Consider the following 18246-nt stretch of genomic DNA (forward strand, 5'->3'; position numbering starts at 1 on the left):
GTAAACTCTATGATTTTATTCTTTGTGATTCATTGTGGTTGAGAGGGGCAGGTTGAGGAGGCATTTAGCGCAGTAAATACCCTCACCCGCCTTAACGGGCACCTTCTCCCCATGGGGAGAAGGGAATTTATGTTCTAAAAATTTTTACATTGATACACATAAAGTGCATATTGCTTATGCCTAAAACTATAAGTAGTGGTAGGTAGCTTTTGACAATGATCAAAATATTTTTCCAAACAAATTGACCTGTCATAGCGATCAATATAGAACGCCTCTTTTATTGTTTTGTCTGTAATTCGTTGATTGATGTCATTACCCCATAATGCATATTGATTTTTTGCGGTGCCACAGCCTAAAGTATAAATGGTAGGTTTGTTGTGCAGAAAAAAAAGCATGCGTGCTGCAAACCAGCCGGAAGTGAAAATTGTGTCCGGTAATTTAGGGTTTGTAGCATTAAATTTTTGAATTAAATGATAGAAAACAAGTTTTTTTGAGTTGAATAAATTAAATTTTGACGTATTGTCAATTAAAACAAAAAGACTAATTACGGCATAGGAGGCGATCAAAGCCATTGCCAATTTTCGGAAATGAAATGTGGTGAATCCATATCCCAATAAAAGCGCGCTGCTCATTAAATAAGGTGTAAGCCAAAAATCTCTAATCTCCGCTTTGCTTGCTGTATATAAGTAAAAACCGAGGAAAGTGAAACAAATAATCCGACATAACTTCACCATCAGTGCTTTTTTCTCATCCAACTCTTTATTTCGCACAAAAAAGGGAGGAAGAAGCATGATGTTCAAGGATGGAACAAATATGCTGGAAAAGGTTTTGATTGTATGGAGAAAAGGGGATGTTGAAAGATTGAGTTTGTGGGTGGTTAACTGGTAAATAAATGATTGCCAGTGATTTTGATAATTCCAGAAAATAACCGGGCTAAAAATAATGATGGCAAGAAAAATAGCAAAATAAAAATGTTTTGTTTTGAAAATCGAGCGGTACGGTGTGGAAATTAAAAAAATAAGTAGTGAAAGGATTAAAACAATGCCTGTGTATTTGGATAACATCATGAGTCCGGCACTGATCCCTATAAAATAGAGATCCCTTGTTTTACTTGTTTGGATAAATTTAATAGTGTAATAAAGGGTGAATGCCCAAAATAAAATAAGCGGGGTGTCATAGGTAGTTTGTTTCAATATATCGCGGGTGACCAGCGGTGAAAAGAGCCATGACAGCATTGCGATGCAGCTTGCTTCGTGGGATAAAAAAAAGCGGCCGCATTTATAAATAATACCACATGTGACTGCAGTTATGGTAATGCCCACAAAACACAAAGCAAAGAGATTATGGCCAAATAATGAAGTTGAAAGCCTAATAAAATAAGCAATCATGGGAGAACCGTCATAATAGGACAAGGCAAGATGACGGCTCCAATCCCAATAATAATAGGTATCCAGCGACAAGATGTTTATGGGTGCTATCAACAGTAAAAAGATAAAATAAAGAATGAGATAGGGATAAATTTTTTGTAAATTAAAGAAGTCCCTTGAGATTAATTTGCTTTGAGACATGTCGAATCTATTCCTTCCAGTTTGGACATGGGATGAATTGCTCCCCTGCCGATTCCTAATCATCAACAGTGCTACCTTTAATGACTATGAACAAATTGTTCAGCCCAAATATGACGAGAATAAGCATAGTAATTTAATACGGACATGAAACCGATGCCTGCCCCCATAATGATATTTTCTCGCAAGGGCCCCCCCCCAAAACAAAGGACACCAAACCGCAGCCAAAAACTTTGCAGGTTAATAATAAAAACTGAATAGAGGGTAAAGAGGAGCAGACGTCTTAATTTTAACGACCAAGCTGTTTTATTTTTGTCGCCAAAAGTAATTTTATTATTCAAAATGAAATTATTAATGATTGCTGCACACACTGCAATTTGTGAGGCTTGAAAAGGAGAAAATTGAAAATATTCACGCAGTATATTATATGTAATAAATTGTACCGCGATACCCAAAGAGCCAACCAGACACATTTTTAAATAGCGTTTGATTTCATGATATCGCAGTGTAAAAACAACGCGTAATGAATCAACAATGCTGTTTTTAGGTAATTTGCTGTATCCCTCATTTCGATCAATAAAATCAATGGGATATTCACGAATTTTTGCTTTGTTTTTATGCAAAAGCCATAACAGTTGTATTTTGTATGCATAATGATTCGTCAGGAAGCTACGAGGTAGAATTTTTAAAAGCTGTTGTCGTCGAGTAGCCCGAAAACCGCTGGTAAAATCCTTGTACTTAGGGGTAAGAATGGCTCTTGCCACATAATTGCCTAAGATAGAGAATAACTTCCGATGTAATTCCCAATCCTTAGGAATGCTGCCGTCTTTTACATAACGGCTGCCCAATACGCAATCACAGGTTTGCAACATGTCCAACATAGGGAGAATATATTTGGGCTGATGGGAAAGATCGGCATCAAACTCAAAAATAATATCCGCATCCAGAGAGGTTAAAGCATAATTCATGGCTTGCAAATAAGCTGAGCCAAGCCCCGATTTTGTTGGTTCGTTGCATAAATGTAAATTTGAATAATTATTTTGTAATGCCGCAACGATTTGTTGGGTGTTATCTGTAGAGTCACTATCAAAAATTAAAATATGTATTTCATACCGCGCTGTTCTTTCTACCGATGCAAAAACTTGTTCTATGGTCGTTTGAATGACTGACGCTTCATTATAGGTTGGAATGATAATAACTACTTTCTCTTTTTTTGATGAATTCATTTCGTTAAAATCGGATGAATTACTTGCATCAAGAATCAACTTTATATCTCGGATTTATGGACATTTGGGCAGTGAGTGTATCAATTAGTTTTTAGAAAAAAAAGGGGGTAGTTCTGTTCTTAAATTTTTTTCCTTTACTCCCAATTTGCAGTATTTTTTCTTTTTTTTAACTAATTTTTTTCAGAAACTTAACAGTATTGTTTTAAGCTGTTTTTGATAACTCGTAGTACAATTGAGCCATACATCTCACCTCACCTGAATGATTTTTTATGGGAAAAACAAAAATAAGTCTCATAAAACATACTTTTTTTAACAATTCCTTTAAAAAAATTGATTTTTCTTTTAAAGAAGATGATTTTAATTTGGATCGGTTAAAGTATGAACTTTCATCGTTATATCAAATAGTTATCTCAAATAAATCTCTTTGGAACGAAGAGAATTTTACAGTGCTTTATTTGTACTTCCTGTGCGATTTATTGATTTCTTATTATCAATTGGATTATGTTGGCTCTGATTTGGAGAAATTTAAAAAACTTCGTCAAGAACTGGAAACACTTTATAAAGTCGTCCCTCCGCAAAAACAAAAATCGATTGAAAGTTTTCCAGAGTTTATAGTAGAGAAAATAAGATCGAATGGTTCTTCGTTAACCAGTATTTCTAAATTGCGCACCTATTTCGGCAATATAAATACCTTCCGCTCTCAATTTTCTTATAGCCGCGGTTTTGCAAATTATGCAATTATTTATCTTCAAAAAAGTTCTTTTGCTGAAATAATTCAAGATGTTAATAAGTTACTTGGTAATCAGTACAGCTTTATCGAAGGGATTAATTTTTTAAATAATTCTCGTGAAGCCATTACGGATTTGGGTATTTTTCTCTATGCACTTCGTTTTCTTATTAACATGATTCTTTTGATGAAACACATTATAGAGTCTGCAATAAGTGATGAATTATCAACAAAAAAAGTGTTGCAGCAAGAACTGGAGAAGCGTGGCTTTACTATGGCCAGTGATTTGGTATGGTCCGTAGTAGGGGTGCTTACTACCTACAATCAGTTTTTTCATATTGCAGAGTCAGCAGCGTCAGTAATAACCCTCGCATTTCTTACGTTTGACATGCTTTTATATTTAGCCCAATGGCTTTTCGAAGCCAGCAAATATCAGAATCGTTTACAGGAGTTACAGATGCAATTTAAAGATGCAACTTCTTTTGAACGGGCAGTGATTCAACGACAAATCGATGTATTAAATGACGAATGGGAGGCTCAATGTACTTATTTTGCAATCAACATTCTTGCTGCAAATTTAATTGCCACCTGTTTTGCCATCAGTTTGTTATGCACCGGTCCACTCTCTTTGGCAGGACTTGCATTATTTAGTTTGCTGGGTAATGCCCTTTATAATACTGCGGAAGAATACAAAAAATATCAAAAATCTTTAATTGCGGTACGGCGTGAGTTGGCAAATGGTGCAGTTTTAGAGGATGAACATCATCACCAACTTTTAAAGAAATTGAATGCTGAATGCGACAAAAATTGTCTTGAATTTTGGAAAACTCTAGCATTTAATGTGGGAGGAATCGCCTTTATCATCACTGCAGCTGCTGCATCTTGGCCAGTTGCCTTGGGTTTAACCTGTCTCTATGTAGCTCATCGATTATATGATGTGTATCAAAAACAACATGATACGAATAACGATACCCAAGATGTTTATCGTCTTTTAAATCAGGACGAATCAGAACACACTACGTTGGTATTTGCATAAGGTTTGTTCGTTCATTCCGCACCCAAAGCCATCCTGAGCATCGCGAGGGAGCTCCCTGGAGTAGGTCGATGTCTTGATTGGAAATTCCAAGTTGTTTTCGGGAGCACGAATAGCCCCATTACAACATGACCGCAATGCCCACATTGACGTAATGCATAAAACCCCCTAAATAATTGTATAACTGTTGTCCTCCACTGAGATTTAATACTGTATTAGGGAGGGCTAGAAATAAGATGCCCCCATCAAAGTTAAAGCCTGCACTTTGAGCCGCGCTAATTTTACTTTGACCATAGAGCTCTACATAAAGAGAAACCTTTGCGCTCGGTGAGAAACCCAAAGCAATATCAGGGTTGATCGTCGTGTAATAATTGCCGCCACTCAGTTTGGGATCACTGAGTCTGCTGATACCCAGTTGTCCGGTAATGCTCAATTGATCGTTCATTTCATAGTAGGCAATCCCATTGAAGGTTATGCCCCAGTGATTGCTGCCATAAGCAGCACTGCCAGTCGGCGTATCGGCAATTCCTTGCAGTGCAAAGACCCAATTTTTTTGATAGGAGATTGAGTGTTTTAAACCAAAGCGAATATCTGTACTTCCTGTTCCAGGAAAAGTTTTTTGACCAATGTAATTGGGGGGAAGAACAAAAAGTTCATTATTTGCTGCTAAACCCATACGAATATTCGCATTAGGAGCATTTTGTTGGACACTAGCATGATAGGGTAATTGTTGATCAATGTAGTTTAGTTCAATGAATACCTTTTTAAAGGGAATGGAACAAGGGCTATTCACATTACTCGGAGCGCTTATAATATTTAATAAATCCGAGCAAATATCATTATCGGCAATTGCAGTGAATGGAGTTGCAGTAAGAATGCAAAAAACAATTTTAATTTTAATACGGTTCAAAACGCATTGACTCCATTAAATAGGAATTAAAAAATAATTCCGTGCCTCCTGAAATTTTTACAACAGTACCTCGTCACCCCAAGTCCAACAAGGGATTTCCGATCGGAATACCGTGTGCCACAGCATGAGGCGTGGGATACAGTATTCTACGATCACCTCATTTAAGCTAAGAGAGTAGAATGCAAATAGACTATCTATAGTACAAAAACATTCTAAACTATGTATATAAATTTATAATTTTAAGGATTAGATTATGGCTGTTACAACAGGATTATCTGGGAATGAAATATATTGTTTACAGCTTAAAAATTACTCTCCGGGAACTATAGTTGTTGGAAATAGTGTTCATTCTTTGGGAGTTATAGGCAGTGTCGGTTCTGGTTTTAAAGCGATATTAGGTGGTGAGTTAACGCAGATTACGTCACTTATTGAAGAGGGTAGGGAAACCGCATACAAACGAATGTTAGAGGAGGCTGTGAGCAAAAATGCAACAGGGATCACTGGAGTGACCAGCCAATTAATAATGCATGGAGCCAATATTGAATTTTTATCCATAGGTTCGGTGATTTATGCGGACAGCGGGGCAGATCACAATAAGTTTTCAACTTCAGCTGATGGGCAGGAATTGTATGCTCAGCTTGATGCCGGGTACAAACCAATTTGTTTTGCTTTTGGCAATGTAGCCTATTCTATGGGCTTGGGTCGAGGGATAATTGGTAGTTTAAAAACCTTGGCTCGTGGAGAAATCAAGGAGTACTCCGATATTTTCAATAAAACCAGGCACTTGGCCTTAAATCGTATTATCGCCCATGCGCGACAATATAAAGCAAACGCAGTACTGGGTATTAAGACAACCGTTCTGCCATTTGGTGGGGTTAGTGAAATGCTGATGATAGGAACTGCTTCGCAAAATCCGCAATTAATCACGGCTGTGGATAATGATGTAGTTACCAGCGACATGACGAATATCGAAATGTGGAATATGGCGCGTTTAGGTTATGCCCCTATGAAGTTACTTTTAGGCACATCGGTGTATTCTCTAGGATTAGTAGGTGGAATTACCTCTGCAATTAAAGCATTTGTCCGTGGAGAAATTAATGAGTTGACACGTTTGATTTATCAAGCCCGCGAAAATGCCTTGGCAATTATCAATGAAGAAGCACAGGCCATTGGGGCAGATGATGTAGTGGGGGTTAAAACCTACGTGTATCAATTGGGGAATGGCTTGATTGAGTTTCTTGCCATAGGTACTGCCGTCAAAAAGACCAACCGCACTAAAACTGAATCAGAACAATTGCCGCCACAGGCAATTATCGTTGATAAAGATACTTTTTATGATTCAACTAACTTAAACAGTCTGGCTGTCAATGTGAACACCGGAACCAAACCGATTAATAGAGGGAATTTATCTCTCCTGGCCCCTTTATTCATAATAATCGCTTTAATAGTCATTCACTTTTTGATTGGACGATAACTTTCTTGTGATGTGTTTTTTAGCGCACAGTTTCTAACATCTTTTGAAATTATAAGCTATTATTCAAACACCTCTTATCATAAAAAGGAATGAATCATGTCAGAACCTTCTATGGGACAATTCTGTTGGAATGAGTTAGCTACTGCGGATATGCACAAGGCGAAAGAGTTTTACAGCAAAGTACTAGGCTGGCAATTTAAAGAAATCCATGCTGACGAAACGATGACTTATACGCTGATACAAACTAAAGATAAGGATGTTGGTGGGATGTGGCAAATTCCTGCAAATCAACAAAAAGAAATACCCCCACATTGGATGGCTTATATTTTGGTGAATAATCTTGCAGAGACGCTGGCAAAATCAAAGCAAAATGGAGCTCATGAGGTAAAAGGAGTAACTCAAGTAGGGGAGATGGGTCGTTTTGCAATTATTAAAGATCCTACAGGTGCTCACATCGCGTTTTGGGAAACTCACAGTAAGTAACGATTTTTCATTGCCTGTAGTTTAAAAATTCGCCTCTCATTTGATTGGGGAGGTCTAGGGTGAGGGATACTGAATTATGCCCTCATCGGCCCTAAAGCGCACCTTCTCCCCTCGGGGAGAAGGCAAATCTCCTAATATTGAATCCAATCTTGTTCGGGTAAATTCTCCATTGGTAAGAGTTCATAGGTTTTAAAGACATCCCCGTCTCGAGATAATAGAATCGCTATAGGACGGGTTTTTTCAAAATGTGCGAAGATAATCATCATCATTACGGTAATAGGCACTGAGAGAAACATGCCTAATATTCCCCATATCGCACCCCAAACTGCTAATGCAATTAAGATGACTAAGGGACTTAGATTCAATGAATTACTTAAGTAACGTGGCTCAATTAAATTTCCTACAACAAATTGAACTGCACCTAAGCCTAAAATGATTTCAGTAAAAGGAATCCATCCGGTAAATTGGACAATAGCAAGTGAGGCTGGAAACGCAATCGCGATAATCGCACCAATATTGGGAATAAAATTGAGGAAAAAGATAAGCAGAGCCCAAAATTCCGCGAAATCCAAGCCAACCCACTTCATAATAATCCAGCTGGCGATGGCAGTGCTAATACTCAAAATGGATTTCAAACCCAAATAAGTCTGGGTGTTATTGACAATGTGAATAATAATGTTGTTAATGAGTAGGCGCCCCTCTAATGTAGGGAACAACGCATCGATTTTTTTTAGGAAAAAATGCTGCTCTACAAACAAAAATGCCACATACAATAAAATGAGTACTGTTGAACTTGCTAAAGTAGTGAACACGCCATAAACATTAACAATAATGGTTTGCAGGTTTAGGGTTTTGATCATGCTGTTAATACTTGCTAACAATTCAATATGAAATTTTCGATCAATGTCATTAGAAATGGCTAATAAATGTTCTTGATAGCGACCTGAGGCTGCGATGACATTATTTACATTATTGGTAATGATATTAATAAAAACAAAAACTAAAACAGCAACGATTGTGAATGCAAAAATCATACTGAGCCAATTGGGCAGAAGGGCGCCTAACCTGGGTATTTGCTGAATGATGTTACTGATAGTATTGAGAAGATTCCAAATAAAAACTGCAATGACCAAAGGAATCAGCACATGGCTGCCTACAATGAGAAAGTAGCCGACAATCCATATGATAATTAATCCGGATGTAAAAAGAACGATGCGACTCATGGGCTCACTCCTAGAAACTGAGTTGGTTGAGCAATATGAGGTTTAGTGCAGATCCATCGCGCATAAGACAATTCCTTTTGAAATTTTTTAATTCATTAATAGTAGCACTGATAGGTTAAGATAAGAATTTAAAAATTAAGATTAGAGATTATTTCTGGTAAGGACGGAGTAATCAGGGGCAACGAAATAGTTTTGCTAAAAAATTCCCCTTACCGATTAATCGAAAACGGGGCGGGGTAGGGTAATCATAGCACCTCATCCGCCCTAAAGGGCACCTGCTCCCCTTGAGGGGAGAAGGGAGTCTAATGTGACAGTAGCGCTGTACCTGGGCTACGAATTTTATTGCTTTATTTTATTAGTCCAAAGCAGGAGCTGCACTCATCAGCATCGCTTTCCTCAGGCATGAGCTCTTGTTTTGCTGCATTAAAGCGTTGTCTAAAATCCGCTTTTAGGCCAAGGGTACTTTTAGTTACATCAAAACATGACTCAATTCCAAAATACTCTTCCATGAAGGCATTGAGGTAGGCTTTGAACTTATTTGCAAAACCGGGAGCTGCCATTAGGGTTGGCTCGTAACTATAGAGAGCAGAGCGACATTCTTCAGCAAATTCTCGACGATGACGCGCGTATTCAAAGACATTCATCGCTTTACTGGTGTTGGCGTTGAATTTTTGCTGTATTTCATCTAACCTAGCATCGAGTTGTTGTAACGCATTAATGATGTCTTGAGAGTGGGTTTCTTTTACTTCAGCTTGTAATTCAACCCTTAGGTCACGAATGATACTATAGATCTTGGGCTTCTCTGAAAAAGCTTTTTTTAATCCTGCGCTCGCTTGAGCTACTTTTTTTTCACCCCAATTCCACTTAAAAAATGCCATGTTTTCACCTCATTACTTTACATTAAAAATTTTATCTTTCGTTATTGCCAAGAAAAGGTAGCTCACTTTAGCACAAACAGATCTTAAAATAACAGTTCTTTTCAAAAAAAGAGCATTTATAGGTTTTTAAATAATCTAATGGATTAAAAAACAATCAATTGCCTTGGCTACAGGCCCCGGTTTATCCATATGTACATGATGCCCCCCGTCAACCTCATAAAGCGTACAATTTTTTATGGCGCGCATTCTTGCTTGAAAAATTTCTTCAGGATAAAGTACCCCCTGTTTGGCGCGAATGAGACACAATGGCGCTTTAATCGCTTGCAACATCGCTCTTAGTTCATCCTCAAAGGGAAGGGTCGACGCGACACAATGCAAACGTTCATCAAAAGTCCAATGCCAGCCCTCTTTATTTTTTACGGTACCGCGCTCAACTAAAGCTTCAGCGGCTTGATAACTAATCGAACCAATCTTCATCCGATCGTGGATGGCAGCAATACGATCAGTAAACAGCGTTCTTTGTTGGGGGTTATAGAATAAATAATGTGCTGCATCGTTTTGTAAGTTTGTTATCGCGTGCTCAATAAAATTGACCTTGGGTCCCAAAATATCAAGAAATATCAACTTTCCCACGCGCTCAGGTTGGGCAATTGCAATGGTTGTGGCCAGCAAAGAGCCTAATGAATGGGCAATGATATCAAAATGCTCCCATTTTAATGCTTTGATGAGATGCAACATCAACAAGGCATCATTTTTCCAATGCGGCATAACCCCCGGAGGATAATGGCTGGAAAATCCAGTACCTGGATAATCCACCGCAACAAGCTGTCTGTCAGGCAGCAATGGTGCCAAGAAATCAAAGCTTGCCGCATTATCCAGTTTCCCATGCAAACACAAAACAGGGTTGGGTTTTTCGGGATGCCAAATTTTTAGAGCAAGTGTAAAACCCGGAACAGGGATAATTCGTTCGACATAATTGTTCATAAATGCTTAGACAAACATCTTTGAATTGGGTGTGGTGATTTTATATAGTCTAAACACTGGCTTATAGTCCAATAGGTGTAAAAAAAACGTAATAATATCGTAAATTATCCTACTGTAGCCCGTATTAGGGTAGCGTAATACGGGTTTCTAAGGCCCGAAAAACCTCATCACCAATTTGTTGAGTATTCATCTCTTCAGTATTAATACACAAATCACAATGCTCCTGAAAATCAAATCGCTTTAACCAATGAAGTGCTGATCCTTTTAATCGATCGCCCCTGGCTGCTTCTCTTTGTGCAATCGTTGCCTCGGAAGCATCAAGATAAACAAATAACACGCCATAGCGTTCTAGAGCTTCTTTATAACTTTTAAATTCCTCAATAGTTGTAATAAAGGAATCAACAATAATACTGAAGCCTTGTCCGGCAAGAAGTTGCAGGACATTCGGTATGGTTAAATAGAGCATTTGAACACAATGCCCCGGGCATGATCTCAAAGGTTCCATCGGCAAATTGGTGCGCATAGCAAATCTCATTGGGAATACAAACTTGCGGATTGTCAGGATGGAGCCCCGCAAATTTGTCACCCAGCATGCCCAAATACCCATCCGTACTGAAGCTGAGCCAGCCATCACCAAGCCTATTGTGTAATTCATGACAAAGTGTGGATTTACCTGAAGATGAAGTGCCACAAACTATAATAATCATTTTTTACCTTGAATTAATGAACAAAAGTGGATGTATGTGTCAATTGGATTTTGTGATAATTTTATATTAGCTGCAATGGTTTTCTATATTATTAGGGACAGCTTCCAGTGTCTTGTACAGAGGGTCCTATTATGAGCTACGATGCGCCGATTTTTTTGGATGTGTGCTGATCTGAACTTAGTTTTGCTAATGAACAAATAATGCTAAAATGCGCGTCATTATTCAATTAGTATACAGAGCATGCTCCATGTTAGAAAAATATTTGCAAAAAGGTATTAATTATAATAGAACCCAAGATACTATAGAGCTGGGACTTGGATTAGCCAAGCAAGCAGAAAAGGATAAAACTCATTTCGATCCGGAGATCATACAAAAAACCCAAAAAAATGTTGAAAATATTATTTCGGAGTACAAGAAAATTCATGTGAGTTCGACATTATGGGCTGCCAAGCAAACCAAATTAATGGAGGAATTAAGGAAAACTATAAAACCGGTACAACCAGAATCGGATGAATCTGAAATGGTTGAAAGCACGAGAGCACGTCAACCGTAAGAACCCGTTGGTTATCCTGTAAGAGGAAGGAGAAAAGCATGTCAAATCATAATTCAGTTCGTCCTGAAGATATATTGCCTGATGGAGTGGATACTGCACTAATCGATGGCAAAAGCGTTAGGAAAGGAACAATTGCGGCGTTTTTAGCGAATGCCGATATTTTTGAACATCCAAACAGCACAGAGCAGCAAAAGGAAGAAGCAATTGAGGCAATGAAAGAGTTTGCGCCAGTAGTAATTGCTGTAGGTTTGCATCGCCATGTTGTATTTAAAAATAAGGAAATCGAACGCATCCTTGTTGCGGCTGAATAGCAATAATGGAGGGGCAAGTATCTCCACAGTGCCACAGGGTGGAGAGCCCTCGCTGCTCTAGACGGGCGTGGTCGGTCTAATATTCTGCCACCTCGTGAAGATTTCTCCTTGCACTCGGGATGAGGTGACTGAGCGGAGAATCTCAAAAAAGGACACTGCTATACGGCAGTAAGATCGCCTATACTATGTATTGAATTTGCCCATTTATCATTAATTTCATGAGTTCGACAAAGCATCAAAGTCTCACTTGGGCACATCCGCTCGTACAGGAATGGTTTATCCAGAAAGTAGGTGAGCCCACTGAACCGCAAGAGCAGGGATGGCCCTTTATTTTATCAGGAAATGACACCCTGATTTCCTCGCCTACAGGTTCAGGAAAAACTCTGGCCGCATTTTTAGCGTGCTTGGATGGTTTAGTACGTCAAGCAATATCAGGAAGTTTGCAGGACCTGACCGAGATTTTATACGTTTCACCGCTTAAAGCACTGAGTAACGACGTCCAAAAAAATTTACTTGTCCCCCTTCAGGAAATTACTGAATTAGCCAAAGAGCGTGGTATTGATTTACCTGAAATTCGTGTAGCGGTGAGAACTGGAGATACTCCAACCAGTGAACGTCAAAAAATGCTCAAGCAGCCACCCCATATTTTAATCACTACACCGGAGTCTTTTTATATTTTACTCACTGCCGAAAAAAGTCGTGTTAATTTAGCGGGTATCCATACAGTGATTGTCGATGAAATACACGCGTTAGCAAATAACAAACGAGGAGCGCATTTAGCCTTATCCCTCGAGCGTTTGCAGGCACTCACCATAAAACCGTTTGTTCGGATTGGCTTGTCTGCTACTCAAAAACCTTTAGAAAAGGTAGCGCATTTTTTAACAGGCGCTAAAAAGTCCAGTGTGAAATTAGTCAATATAGGCCATGCACGCCAATTAGATTTGCAGGTTGTAGTACCTGAAAGTGAGTTAACCGCTGTTGCCTCCAACGAGATGTGGGACGAACTTTACGACAAAATAGCCGCATATGCTGGTGAAAATCGTTCCACTCTAGTATTTGTAAACACCCGAAAATTGGCGGAGCGGGTGGCCCATCATTTGGAACAACGTTTAGGCGAGCAGAAGGTTTTGGCTCATCATGGGAGCTTATCGCGAAAACTAAGGCTGGAAGCAGAAACAAAATTAAAAAAAGGCGAACTCCAAGTCTTGGTTGCCACCGCGTCTTTGGAGTTGGGAATTGATATCGGCAGCATTGATTTGGTGTGTCAAATTGGATCACCACGTGCTATTGCCACCGCTTTGCAACGAATCGGTAGAGCAGGGCACTGGCATGCTGCCATTTCTAAAGGACGCATTTTTGCTACAACACGGGATGAATTACTGGAATGTGCTGCTCTAGTCTATGCAATACGCCAAGGTGATTTGGATCAGTTGATCATTCCACAAGAGCCTTTAGATATTTTAGCGCAGCAAATCGTGGCCGCTTGTGCCACCCAAGATTGGGAAGAGAACCTACTCTTTCGCCATTTTAAAAATGCTTACCCTTATCACCATCTGACGTGGGAAAAGTTTGATGAACTGCTTACGATGTTGTCTGAGGGAGTTTCCGGTTCTCGAGGACGCTATGGTGCGTATATTCATAGAGACCAAGTAAATCACATGATTAAGGCACGGCGAGGTAGTCGACTGGCGGCGATTACCAGCGGGGGCGCCATCCCGGATAACGCTTTGTTTACTGTTATTGCAATGCCTGATAATGCTATTGTAGGCACTTTAGATGAGGACTTTGCCGTTGAGAGTAGTCGCGGTGATATTTTTTTATTGGGTACGAATTCCTGGAAAATACTTCGTGTTGAGAATGGGCGTGTGCTCGTGGAAGATGCCCATGGTGCACCTCCTAGCGTGCCTTTTTGGCTTGGTGAAGCTCCGGCACGAAGCATAGAACTGTCACAACACGTTTCGCAGATGCGTGAAAAAATTAGTGAATTGTTACCAGAAAAAAGTCCACCAATTGTTGATATAAAGCATTACCCTGAAATTAAGGAGGCCATTCAATGGTTGATGAGTCATTGTGGCTTAGATGATTGCGCTGCAGAACAATTATTAGAGTATGTCCGTTTAGGGAGGCAAATTCTCGGAGCAGTTCCGACACAAAAAACAGTCATAGCAGAACGTTTTTTTGATGAAAGCGGCGGCATGCAATTAATCATCCATGCGCCTTTTGGAGCCCGTATTAATAAGGCCTGGGGATTGGCTTTACGCAAGAAATTTTGCCGATCATTTAATTTTGAATTGCAAGCCGCGGCTACAGATAATGGATTAAATATCTCTTTGGCAGAACAACACAGCTTTCCTTTGTCGGATGTATTTCATTTTTTACATAGCAATACCTTAAAAGACGTGGTTACCCAAGCGGTGTTGCAATCTCCTTTATTGGGTGTGCGCTTTCGCGCTGTCGCTTCACGATCCTTGTCACTCTTACGTTTTCGTGGCGGTAAAAAAACGCCTCCTAACATTCAACGGATGTTGGCGGATGATTTATTGGCGGCTGTTTTTCCAGATGCAGCAGCATGTCAGGATAATTTGGGTGGTCGGGATGTCGTGTTGCCAGAACATCCCCTTATCGAAGAGACCATGAAAGACATTCTTACAGAAGCTTTAGACATGGATGGCTTAGCGGAGGTGATCCAGGCTATTGAATGCAAACAGATTAAGTGTCTCGCGGTAGATACTCCAGTGCCTTCTGTATTTTCTCATGAAATTTTAAATGCTAATCCTTACGCATTTTTAGATGATGCACCCTTAGAGGAGCGACGTTCTCGAGCAGTAGAAATGCGTCGTGTACTCCCTGAAGCGTTGTTGGAAGAAGTAGGTAAGCTCGACCCCAAAGCAGTCACTGAAGTTCAGCAACAAGCTTGGCCAGATATCCGCTCCGCAGATGAATTACATGATGTATTGCAAACAGTGATTGTTTTTCCCGAAATGATTCACTTATCCGAGTATCAAGCAACAGTACCCATTTGGAAAAAATATTTTATTGAATTGCAGCTCGAAGGACGAGCGGTATTAGCTACGGTCACCGGCAAAAATTATTATGTCCCTGCTGAAAAAAAGAAGACTTTTCACTGTATTTTTCCAAAAGCACGATTGAGCAACGAGATAGTTGATATTGAGGAAGAGCCATGCACACAAGATGAGGGTATCTTGAAAGCAATTCGTGGCTGGCTTGCGCATACAGGACCAATCACACAAAAGACACTCGCTGATTGTTTGCAACTTTCACCCTTGGATGTCGAACATGCGCTCTTAAAATTGGAAGCCAGTGGTTATCTCTTGCGTGGGAGCTTTCGAGCAGAATCTGCTGGTGCTATCGAATGGTGTGAACGGCGTTTGTTAGCACGCATCCATCGTTACACAACAGAATCGTTACGCAAACAGATTAAACCCGTTACTCGAAATCAATTTATGGCCTGGTTACTCAAATGGCAACATGTGGCAAAAGGGAATCAATTACGTGGGGAGAGTGGGCTGTTGGAGGTGATTAAGCAACTTCAAGGCTTTGAACTTGCGGCTAATGCATGGGAATCCGATATCTTTCCAGCTCGGGTACACGATTATGATCTGTTGATGTTAGATAAATTGTGTATGAGTGGTCTTGTCGGTTGGGGGCGTATGTCCCCTCATCCTTCGATAGCCGTTGGGGACGAAGAAACGAAGAAATCAAGACGTTTATCCCCTAGTCGAAATGCACCGATTACGTTTTTTGTGCGAGAGGAGGCCGATTGGATTCCACCACATGCACTTGTAGATAATATCGAAGAGGTGGAGAGCTTAAGCCATCCTGCACGCAATATTTACCAATTTTTACAAAAATACGGTGCTTCCTTTTACGCGGATATCGTGCGAGGTACGGGAAATCTGAAAGTAGAGGTAGAAAATGGTTTGTGGGAATTAGTAGCCGCGGGTATGGTGACAGCAGACAGTTTTGATAATGTACGCACCCTGATTAGTACAAAACGTAAATACAGCAGCCGATATCGACGGAGACCATTGTTTCCATTGAGTACGGGACGTTGGTCTTTATTGCATGTGCATGCGCAAGCAGATCAAGAGAAACGAGTGGAAGCTGCATGTTGGATGTTATTGAAACGCTATGGGGTGGTATTTCGTGATTTGCTTGTGCGCGAGAAAAATATTCCACGTTGGCGTGATCTATTGATTTTCTTAAGACGCCTTGAATTACGTGGTGAAGTACGCGGTGGCCGTTTTGTCGATGGATTTTTAGGCGAACAATTTGCTTTACCTTATGCTGTAGACTCTTTACGGGCGATGCGAAATGAAGAACTGGATGAGATTCCGCAAATCATTTCATCAGTAGATCCTTTGAATTTAGTGGGAATTGTATTACCCGGCGATCGGGTTTCGGCAGCAATGAAGTCGGAGATTCGTCTGGTTGGAGGGGTAGTGACTTCTTAGATTGCGATTATGCTGAGGTCAGGCTATCAATTCCCAGCGGTTGGCATAAAACCCCCTTTCCCGATTCGGGATAGGGGGGGGGTGAGGGAAAAATCCTAACTCCCTCATCCGCCCTGCGGGCACCTTCTCCCCGGGGGGAGAAAGGATGCTTTATGAGTGTTCTGATCGATATTGATTGGATGTGTGGGGGCCAATTCTGTGTAACAACCCGCAAATCATAGTTTGGGACTTTTAGAACTCATTTTTATATTTTTTAATGAGTTCATTGCGTTTTGTTTTAAGTTGTTCGCTTAAACCTACCTGATAGGTGCTGGGTTCATCAAGCCGTTTGTATTCTTCAGGTAGTTGACTCAATCGTGCGCTACTGAATTCGGCGATTTCCTGTAAGGTTTTTGATGGCATAAGCCGCTTGCCGTCTTCCATGACTTTTTGCAATAAAGGTTCTTGCCGATAATTATCGTGAGATAACAATTGCTCCATTTCAAAAGGAGCGTAGACTTTATCTAATTTCGTCTCATCCATAAGTCCAACAACGTCCATGCCTAAGAAGGCATCCTGATGCACTAGGCGAAATACTTGTTTTTTATAAGGTAAAGTGATTTTTGTTGTTGATTCAGAAAGTTTAAGTCGTGGTTTTTCATTGGCAAAAGCCAGTTTATATACTCCATCTAAAGCAGCATCCGGGGCGCCGATAACCAAATTTGTCCCCACACCAAAAATATCAATAGGTGCTTTTTGTTCACGCAGGGTTTTAATTTTCCATTCATCTAATTGATTGGAGGCAACTATTTTTACATAATGCAATCCTGCTTCATTTAACATGTGGCGTGATTTTTTTGCCAAATCTGCCAAATCACCACTATCTAAGCGAATTGCATGCAATCGATGCCCCTGTTGCTCCATTTCTTTGCCTATGCGAATCGCATGAGGTACACCGCTTTCCAGAGTACTGTATGTATCAACAAGCAGAGTACAATTATTAGGCCAGATTTCAGCAAAATCACGAAATGCAGCTAATTCACTGTCATAACTTTGGATGAATGAATGAGCCATAGTTCCAGAAATAGGAATATCATAATCACGTCCTGCACAGACATTACTTGTTGCATCAAAACCACCAACAATCGCCGCACGACTGGCAAAATACCCTCCCGGGCCTTGTGCTCTACGTAAACCAAAATCAACTAATTGACCATCTCCTGCAACGTGTCGTATTCGGCTTGCTTTTGTTGCGATGAGGGTTTGAAAGTTGAGTAAATTTAAAAGAATGGTTTCAATCAATTGTGCCTCGAGCATATTGGCTTCTACGGTCACAATGGGTGCTGTGGGAAAAACGATATCTCCTTCTGATGGAGCATAAATAGTTCCATTAAAGCGAAAGGTTTTCAGATACTCAAGAAACTCAGGATGCATCCCTTTACTTGTTAAAAAATCAAGATCAGCTTCATTGAAATGATAGTTTTCTAGTATTTCCAATAAGTCTGCTAAACCGGCAAAAACAGCGTATCCCGAACCAAATGGAAGTTTTCTAAAAAAATAATCAAAGACAGCAGTCGTATTTTGGTGGCCTTTCAAAAAATAAACCTGTGCCATCGTTAATTGATATTGATCGGTATAACTTCCGGTAAAATCAAACATTTTAATTAGACATCCTTCGTACGCAATAAAATACTATGCAGTGATAACAAACGGATTAT

Annotated in this window: 14 protein-coding genes and 1 pseudogene; 6 read left to right on the forward strand and 9 right to left on the reverse strand. The window is 40.0% G+C overall.

Annotated elements, in window-relative coordinates; genetic code table 11:
- Positions 1-134: 134 nt before the first annotated feature.
- Both OQJ13_RS13260 and OQJ13_RS13265 read right to left on the reverse strand, forming a co-directional pair.
- Complete coding sequence (locus tag OQJ13_RS13260; protein ID WP_265711299.1) at positions 135-1568, reverse strand: glycosyltransferase family 39 protein; 1434 nt, start codon at positions 1566-1568, stop codon at positions 135-137.
- Positions 1569-1645: 77 nt separating this feature from the next.
- Entirely contained in the window at positions 1646-2830 is a 1185-nt protein-coding gene (locus OQJ13_RS13265; protein WP_265711300.1) for a glycosyltransferase family 2 protein, read from the reverse strand.
- A 230-nt stretch (positions 2831-3060) separates the two neighbouring features.
- Here OQJ13_RS13265 and OQJ13_RS13270 point away from each other — a divergent pair, with 230 nt between their 5' ends.
- Positions 3061-4554: a hypothetical protein gene (locus tag OQJ13_RS13270; RefSeq protein WP_265711301.1), complete on the forward strand. Its 1494-nt coding sequence runs from the start codon at positions 3061-3063 to the stop codon at positions 4552-4554.
- A 118-nt stretch (positions 4555-4672) separates the two neighbouring features.
- Here OQJ13_RS13270 and OQJ13_RS13275 read toward each other — a convergent pair whose 3' ends face one another.
- Entirely contained in the window at positions 4673-5461 is a 789-nt protein-coding gene (locus tag OQJ13_RS13275; RefSeq protein WP_265711302.1) for a transporter, read from the reverse strand.
- Positions 5462-5714: 253 nt separating this feature from the next.
- On the opposite strand from OQJ13_RS13275, the gene OQJ13_RS13280 reads away from it, so the two are divergent.
- Both OQJ13_RS13280 and OQJ13_RS13285 read left to right on the forward strand, forming a co-directional pair.
- Positions 5715-6935, forward strand: coding sequence for a heavy metal-binding domain-containing protein (locus OQJ13_RS13280; RefSeq protein ID WP_265711304.1), 1221 nt, complete (start codon positions 5715-5717; stop codon positions 6933-6935).
- A gap of 96 nt (positions 6936-7031) precedes the next feature.
- On the forward strand, positions 7032-7418 hold the full coding sequence (locus OQJ13_RS13285) for a VOC family protein (protein WP_265711305.1): 387 nt from the start codon (positions 7032-7034) through the stop codon (positions 7416-7418).
- Positions 7419-7549: 131 nt separating this feature from the next.
- Here the strand turns inward: OQJ13_RS13285 and OQJ13_RS13290 are convergent, their stop codons facing one another.
- The 5 genes and pseudogenes from OQJ13_RS13290 to OQJ13_RS17100 all read right to left on the reverse strand — a co-directional run.
- The gene (locus OQJ13_RS13290; protein ID WP_265711306.1) at positions 7550-8641 is read right to left on the reverse strand and encodes an AI-2E family transporter; all 1092 of its coding nucleotides are present in this window, start codon (positions 8639-8641) and stop codon (positions 7550-7552) included.
- A gap of 347 nt (positions 8642-8988) precedes the next feature.
- Positions 8989-9519 carry a hypothetical protein gene (locus OQJ13_RS13295; protein WP_265711308.1) on the reverse strand — a complete coding sequence of 177 codons (531 nt, stop codon included), beginning with the start codon at positions 9517-9519 and terminating at the stop codon, positions 8989-8991.
- A 135-nt stretch (positions 9520-9654) separates the two neighbouring features.
- Positions 9655-10503, reverse strand: coding sequence for an alpha/beta fold hydrolase (locus tag OQJ13_RS13300; RefSeq protein WP_265711310.1), 849 nt, complete (start codon positions 10501-10503; stop codon positions 9655-9657).
- Positions 10504-10627: 124 nt separating this feature from the next.
- A complete protein-coding gene (locus tag OQJ13_RS13305) occupies positions 10628-11158 on the reverse strand; it encodes a phosphotransferase-like protein (RefSeq protein ID WP_416209911.1) in 531 nt (176 codons plus the stop codon).
- A pseudogene (locus OQJ13_RS17100) lies at positions 11109-11210 on the reverse strand (phosphotransferase-like protein); the annotation flags it as partial. The pseudogene OQJ13_RS17100 and the gene OQJ13_RS13305, both read right to left, overlap by 50 nt.
- A gap of 247 nt (positions 11211-11457) precedes the next feature.
- Here OQJ13_RS17100 and OQJ13_RS13310 point away from each other — a divergent pair.
- From OQJ13_RS13310 to OQJ13_RS13320, 3 genes are all read left to right on the forward strand, one after another.
- On the forward strand, positions 11458-11763 hold the full coding sequence (locus OQJ13_RS13310) for a hypothetical protein (protein WP_265711312.1): 306 nt from the start codon (positions 11458-11460) through the stop codon (positions 11761-11763).
- Between the two features lie 38 nt (positions 11764-11801).
- Positions 11802-12074: a hypothetical protein gene (locus OQJ13_RS13315; RefSeq protein ID WP_265711313.1), complete on the forward strand. Its 273-nt coding sequence runs from the start codon at positions 11802-11804 to the stop codon at positions 12072-12074.
- A 218-nt stretch (positions 12075-12292) separates the two neighbouring features.
- A complete protein-coding gene (locus OQJ13_RS13320) occupies positions 12293-16549 on the forward strand; it encodes a DEAD/DEAH box helicase (protein ID WP_265711314.1) in 4257 nt (1418 codons plus the stop codon).
- Positions 16550-16780: 231 nt separating this feature from the next.
- On the opposite strand, the gene OQJ13_RS13325 is transcribed toward OQJ13_RS13320, so the two are convergent.
- Entirely contained in the window at positions 16781-18187 is a 1407-nt protein-coding gene (locus tag OQJ13_RS13325) for a nicotinate phosphoribosyltransferase (protein ID WP_265711315.1), read from the reverse strand.
- Positions 18188-18246 lie beyond the last annotated feature (59 nt).

This window comes from Legionella sp. PATHC035, assembly GCF_026191115.1.
Lineage (GTDB): Bacteria > Pseudomonadota > Gammaproteobacteria > Legionellales > Legionellaceae > Legionella.

Bases quoted from the DNA above. Each gene is read 5' to 3' on its own strand.
- OQJ13_RS13260 (WP_265711299.1), bottom strand. From the start codon at position 1,568: ATGTCTCAAAGCAAATTAATCTCAAGGGACTTCTTTAATTTACAAAAA.
- OQJ13_RS13270 (WP_265711301.1), top strand. From the start codon at position 3,061: ATGGGAAAAACAAAAATAAGTCTCATAAAACATACTTTTTTTAACAAT.
- OQJ13_RS13280 (WP_265711304.1), top strand. From the start codon at position 5,715: ATGGCTGTTACAACAGGATTATCTGGGAATGAAATATATTGTTTACAG.
- OQJ13_RS13285 (WP_265711305.1), top strand. From the start codon at position 7,032: ATGTCAGAACCTTCTATGGGACAATTCTGTTGGAATGAGTTAGCTACT.
- OQJ13_RS13290 (WP_265711306.1), bottom strand. From the start codon at position 8,641: ATGAGTCGCATCGTTCTTTTTACATCCGGATTAATTATCATATGGATT.
- OQJ13_RS13295 (WP_265711308.1), bottom strand. From the start codon at position 9,519: ATGGCATTTTTTAAGTGGAATTGGGGTGAAAAAAAAGTAGCTCAAGCG.
- OQJ13_RS13300 (WP_265711310.1), bottom strand. From the start codon at position 10,503: ATGAACAATTATGTCGAACGAATTATCCCTGTTCCGGGTTTTACACTT.
- OQJ13_RS13305 (WP_416209911.1), bottom strand. From the start codon at position 11,158: ATGAATTACACAATAGGCTTGGTGATGGCTGGCTCAGCTTCAGTACGG.
- OQJ13_RS13310 (WP_265711312.1), top strand. From the start codon at position 11,458: ATGTTAGAAAAATATTTGCAAAAAGGTATTAATTATAATAGAACCCAA.
- OQJ13_RS13315 (WP_265711313.1), top strand. From the start codon at position 11,802: ATGTCAAATCATAATTCAGTTCGTCCTGAAGATATATTGCCTGATGGA.
- OQJ13_RS13320 (WP_265711314.1), top strand. From the start codon at position 12,293: ATGAGTTCGACAAAGCATCAAAGTCTCACTTGGGCACATCCGCTCGTA.
- OQJ13_RS13325 (WP_265711315.1), bottom strand. From the start codon at position 18,187: ATGTTTGATTTTACCGGAAGTTATACCGATCAATATCAATTAACGATG.